Here is a 4,999-nt window from a genome sequence, read left to right on the forward strand (position 1 = left end):
GCCAGGCCCTGACCCACAGCGCGAGAGGGCGCCGGTCCCGCGGCCGCGCCGGCGCAATCTCCCCGGGGTGGCGCGAACCGGAAGCGCGTCACCAGGGCACCTCTCCCTCGTCGTCGAAGAAGCGGCCCGTCGGCCCGTCGGCCGATACGGTGGCCATCCGGATCGCGGCGGCTGCGCCCTGCTGGGGGGTGCGCACTCCCCGGAAGCCGTTGAGGTCGGTCGCCGTGAAGCCGGGGCAGACGGCGTTGATCAGGATGTGGGTGTCGGCCAGTTCCTTGGCGTACTGCACGGTGACGGCGTTGAGGAACGTCTTCGACGGAGCGTAGGCGATGGCGATGGGGCCCGTCTCGGCGCCAGGTGTGGTCTGGAGTGTGAGGGAGCCGACGCTGCTGGAGACGTTCACAATCCGCGGCGACGACGAGCGACGCAGCAGAGGGAGCAGGGCGTTGGTGACGCGGATGACGCCGATCACGTTGGTCTCCACGGCCGCCCGTACCCGGTTCACGTCGACCGTGGTGGGCTCCTGCGGTCCACCGCCGGTGATCCCCGCATTGTTGACGAGCGCGTCGAGCCGCCCGGCCCGCTCCTCCATCAGCCGAGCCGCCGCTGTCACGCTGGCGTCGTCGGTCACATCCAGCGGCACGCCGAACGCGTCGGCTCCGGCCGCGCGCAGCTTATCCACAGCGGCCTCGCGCCGCTCCTCGTTCCGCGCGCCGATTCCGACGGACCAGCCGAGGGCGCCGAGCCCGGCGGCGATCTCGTACCCGATGCCCTTGTTGGCCCCGGTCACCAGCGCGACCTTGTGGTGGTTCACGGTGTTCGTCTCACTCATGACATCGATACTTCTCCCCCGCCGGGCAGGGCGTCCAAGACCGACTGGGTGGACGGCGATACCGCCCGGGTATCGCTCCTGGCCGTCCCGGTAGGCTGGCGGGGTGGAGACACGTGAGCTGCGGTACTTCGTCGCGGTCGCCGAAGAGCTGCACTTCGGCCGGGCCGCGCAGCGGCTCGGGATCGCCCAACCCCCGCTGTCGCGGGCGATCGGCGGGCTCGAACGGCGCCTGGGCACCCTCCTGCTGGAGCGCGGCAGCCGGGGTGTCGCCCTGACCGGGGCAGGGGCGGTACTGCTGCGGGAGGCGCGGGCGGCGCTGGACGCCGTCGAGGCCGCCGAACGGCGCACCCGCCGGGCCGCCCTCGCGGCGACCGGCCGCCCCGCCGTGGTCCTGGCCGCGAAGGCGGGCGCCTCCGGTGAACTGCTGGCGAAACTCCTCGATGCCTACGCCGCCGAGCCCGGCGCCGTCGCCGTGGACGTCGTGCTGTGCGGGCCGGGCGAGCAGGCACGGTTCCTGCACGACGGCCGGGCCGACGTAGCCCTGCTGCATCGGCCATTCGACGACACGGCCGACTTCGACACCGAGGACCTGCACTCCGAGGGTCAGGTCGCGATCCTCCCGGCGGGCCACCCTCTCAGCGCCCGCCCCCACGTGCGGCTCGCCGAGGTCACCGACCTTCCCGACCTGCCCCTGCCCCGCTGGCCTCGCCCTGACGGCACCTTCCCGGACGGCCCCGGACCGCAGGTGCGCGACCACACGCAACTCACCCAGCTCATCGCCCTCGGCCGCGCCTGCGCGGTCGTGCCGGAGTCGGGCCGCACCGGCCTGCGCGAGGACCTCACCGCCGTACCGGTCCCCGACGCCCCCCACGTCACCACGGTCATCGCCTGGCCCCCACACAGCCGCTCAACGGCGGTCGCGGGGCTGGTCCGCGCCGCCACTGCCCTGTGACCGACGGCGGTGAACGCCGGGACACCGTGCTGGATTTCGGGGACAGCGTCCGGTCTGCCATCAGCTCCCGGCACATCGTGCGGTACGAGGTGACTGGCCTGCACCGGCGTTGCCGGAACCGCGCCCCCTGGCACGGCCAGGCTCCGACGCGAAGTGACAACAAGCCTGCCTTGGTGACACCTATCGCGTCTTCGTCGCCGCCGAGATGTGGCGCCGGTGCCGCCGGTGCGTGCTCAGGGGGGTGGCCGGCGACAGTGCGACGACCGCGCGGTCCTCGCAGCCGTCGTCTTCGTCGCCGCCACGGGCTGCACCTGGCGGCCACTTCCGCCGGTCTTCGGTGCATCGTGGCAGACGGTGCACCGGCGCTTCGCCTACTGGTCCCCGGCTCGAGTGTGGGCCAAGCTGCACCGGGTGAACCTCGACCGGCTCGGTGCACTGATCCCGCTGGTGCGCGGCATCCCGCCGATCCGCTCCCGCCGTGGCCCACGCCGTCGTCGCCCGGCCAAGTTGCACGCGGACAAGGGCTATGACTTCGACCACCTGCGAGGATGGCTGCGGCGACGGCAAATCGTGCCCCGCACCGCCCGCCGTGGCATTGAGCCCTCCGGCCGCCTGGGCCGGCATCGGTGGGTGGTCGAACGGACCATGTCTTGGCTGAACGGGTGCCGCCGTCTGCACCGCCGCTACGAGCGCAAGGCCGAGCACTTCCTGGCCTTCGCCGGTATCGCCAGCGCCCTCATCTGCTACCGCCGCTGTACCACCGGCGCCCTGAAGGCGATTGATTAAGCTCTGGATCATGTGGAGACAGGTAGCGACAGAGGTCTTTCCTGGCGTGGGCTTCCGGGAACCGGCAGAGGCATCCGACCTAGTCGCGGCGGAGACGCGGCTCAGGCGAAGCTTGCCGGCAGAATTGGGGCAGTTGCTCCTCGAAAGCAACGGGGTGATCGGACACACGCACGTGGACACCGTCTGGCCCATCGACCAGATCGTCGAGAGGAACCTTCTCTTCTGGTCCGACGAGATGTTCGCCCAGTTGTATATGCCGTTCGACGCCCTCCTCTTCTTCGGGGACAACGGAGGCGGCGATCGGTTCGCCTTCGTACAGAAGCCCGAGCGTCCCGACATCTTCGTCTGGGAGCACGAGAGCGACAGTCGCCGGTGGGTGGCCAACAACCTGCAGGACTACCTCAGCCGTGCACTCCGAACCGGCGGCGACGACTGGTATCAGCCGTAAGACGCCAGCCCCCCTCTGAGCTACCACCAATCAAGACGACCGCTTACTGGTCGTGCACGACGTGAACACGAGATCAAGTTGAGGTCCAGGGCTCACCGAGCGGACATCACGCCCCAGGAAAGTCGAACAGCCCCATAACGCCCAGTGGCATACGCCACACAGATCGGCAACGCGCAGTACAAACCAACGGTTCAATTCCGACGCCTGGAAGGCTTTTGACGGACAGTCATCCGATCCAGCGCGGCTCGCCACCCTGCCCTGCTCGGCTGTGGCGGGGCGTCTGATAGTCGAGAGGCTTCGCCCCGGCGCCGACGGTCGGCGCATGTTGCGGAGCGGTGCGGCCCTCATTGCCGCGGCGGACACCGGCCCACCGGCCCTGGATCATGACCGCTACGCGCCCTCCACCCTGTGGCGGCTCGGTTGTGCATGCGAGGGTTGCCTGGCCTGGCACAACGGCGACACCCGCGACCGTCGACGCGTGGCCGGCCGACGCGGCCTTCCCCGAACAACGGCGCCGCGAGGTGCTGCATTTGGTCGCGGCAGGCGCCGTCGGCACCATTGAGGAGGCCACCGAGCGCGCCGGGGCGACGCCGGGCCGGGGGTTCGGGTGTGCCCACCGTGATGACGAGTTTCGGGCGCAACTGGACGAGGCCGCGGTGGCACTGTGCGTCGGCGACGACCGGTGCAGTTGGCCTGGCGGGTACCGGGCCGGGTGCCACGGCACCGGATGCCGGCGCGCGCACCGCCCGCTCGGCCGCAACCTCCTGAGCGGGAAACCCACCAGCGCGTAGTGAACGAAGCCAGGCAGAGCAAGGCGCTCCAGCGGCACCCGGGCCTGACCGCCCGGGCGGCCTCGGTGCCCGTCCCTCGCAGTCGCGAGGACGAGCCGGCAGCGGACCGCGCTCTTGATCAACGGTCGTTGGAGTCCTGGGTTTCGCCCTGGCGGGGGTTCGGGTGGCGTCGACAAACCGACGGCGTACCCGAGGTTCGTGCGTGCTGTGTCAGCCCAGTCGTTGACGAAGGTGTTCACGGATCGCGTGGTCGGCGAGTGGCCCTTCAGCCGGGCCCGGCAGTGCCGGCGCAGCCGCCACCTCTCTGGGTGCACTGGCAGGCGGCGGGCCCGTGCGGTGTTGTCTGGTCACAGTCACCTGCCAGATGACGAGGAGCACCAGCGTGCCGCATTCGGCGAGGAGACCGAGGGCGGCTTGTGGTGCTGGCTGCAGACCGTGCTCGGTGAATCCGAACACGCCCACGGTGCGCGAAGCGGTGAAGCCGCCGAGGGCGCCGAGCGCAACGCCTGCCCCGGCGATCCTCAGCGGCAGGGGTGGTGTCCCGATCAGCAGCAAGGCCGCGAGGGCGAGGGATGCGCTGGCCTGGAGCAGGAACAGGGGGCCGATGACGCGGATGAAGCGGTACCCGTCGGTGTAGAGCTGGGCGTGGATGTATCCGCTGGCGGCGAGGGTCGCGGCGGTCGCCGACCGCAAGGTGGGGGCGAGGAACCCTTGGGTGTTCATGCCAGTCTCTGGTCCTTGATGGCCAGTTCTCGGTCGCCTTGGCGGTAGCCGACGCTGCGGATGCCGAGCGCGTCTTTGAGCTGCCGGGCAGGGACGACCTGGGGGGTGGGGGCGGGGGCGCGGCCCGGTTTGGGCAGGGGGTAGGCGGTGGTGGTGGCGGAGTGGAAGGTGATGTTGCCCTCGGTCTTGGTGAACAGCTGGTGGACGTGACCGTTGAGGCAGGTGACGGAGGAGAAGCGGCGCAGAAGGGCGATGACCTTGAGGGCGTCGTCGGTGCTCCAGCCCCACTGCGGGTACATGGCGAACAGCGGGATGTGGCTGAAGACCACGATGGGGGTGTCCGACGACAGCCCGGCGATGTCCTTGCGCACGAAGTCGATCTGAGCGTTGCCGAGGTGTCCGAGCGTCTCCAGGCACCGCGTGGTGACCAGGGCGAAGGAGTGCACGCCGAGTGGGTCGTCTCGGTA

At 70.4% G+C, this 4,999-nt stretch carries 6 protein-coding genes; 3 read left to right on the plus strand and 3 right to left on the minus strand.

Features of this window, described 5'->3' with window-relative positions; translation table 11 throughout:
- Nucleotides 1-88: 88 nt before the first annotated feature.
- Nucleotides 89-832 carry an SDR family oxidoreductase gene (locus ACFW2E_RS41335; RefSeq protein WP_384475628.1) on the minus strand — a complete coding sequence of 248 codons (744 nt, stop codon included), beginning with the start codon at nucleotides 830-832 and terminating at the stop codon, nucleotides 89-91.
- 103 nt (nucleotides 833-935) lie between these two features.
- Here ACFW2E_RS41335 and ACFW2E_RS41340 point away from each other — a divergent pair, with 103 nt between their 5' ends.
- From ACFW2E_RS41340 to ACFW2E_RS41350, 3 genes are all read left to right on the plus strand, one after another.
- On the plus strand, nucleotides 936-1,784 hold the full coding sequence (locus ACFW2E_RS41340; protein ID WP_384475631.1) for a LysR family transcriptional regulator: 849 nt from the start codon (nucleotides 936-938) through the stop codon (nucleotides 1,782-1,784).
- 207 nt (nucleotides 1,785-1,991) lie between these two features.
- Nucleotides 1,992-2,570 carry a transposase gene (locus ACFW2E_RS41345; RefSeq protein WP_384475634.1) on the plus strand — a complete coding sequence of 193 codons (579 nt, stop codon included), beginning with the start codon at nucleotides 1,992-1,994 and terminating at the stop codon, nucleotides 2,568-2,570.
- 10 nt (nucleotides 2,571-2,580) lie between these two features.
- On the plus strand, nucleotides 2,581-3,018 hold the full coding sequence (locus ACFW2E_RS41350) for an SMI1/KNR4 family protein (protein ID WP_384475637.1): 438 nt from the start codon (nucleotides 2,581-2,583) through the stop codon (nucleotides 3,016-3,018).
- A 1,001-nt stretch (nucleotides 3,019-4,019) separates the two neighbouring features.
- Here the strand turns inward: ACFW2E_RS41350 and ACFW2E_RS41355 are convergent.
- A complete protein-coding gene (locus tag ACFW2E_RS41355) occupies nucleotides 4,020-4,532 on the minus strand; it encodes a hypothetical protein (RefSeq protein WP_384475640.1) in 513 nt (170 codons plus the stop codon).
- Nucleotides 4,529-4,999 (minus strand): metallophosphoesterase family protein (locus ACFW2E_RS41360; protein ID WP_384475644.1); only part of this gene is annotated, 471 nt, incomplete at its 5' end. The genes ACFW2E_RS41360 and ACFW2E_RS41355, both read right to left, overlap by 4 nt.

The sequence above is a fragment of the Streptomyces sp. NPDC058964 genome (genome assembly GCF_042741275.1).
In the GTDB taxonomy this organism is placed as follows: domain Bacteria; phylum Actinomycetota; class Actinomycetes; order Streptomycetales; family Streptomycetaceae; genus Streptomyces.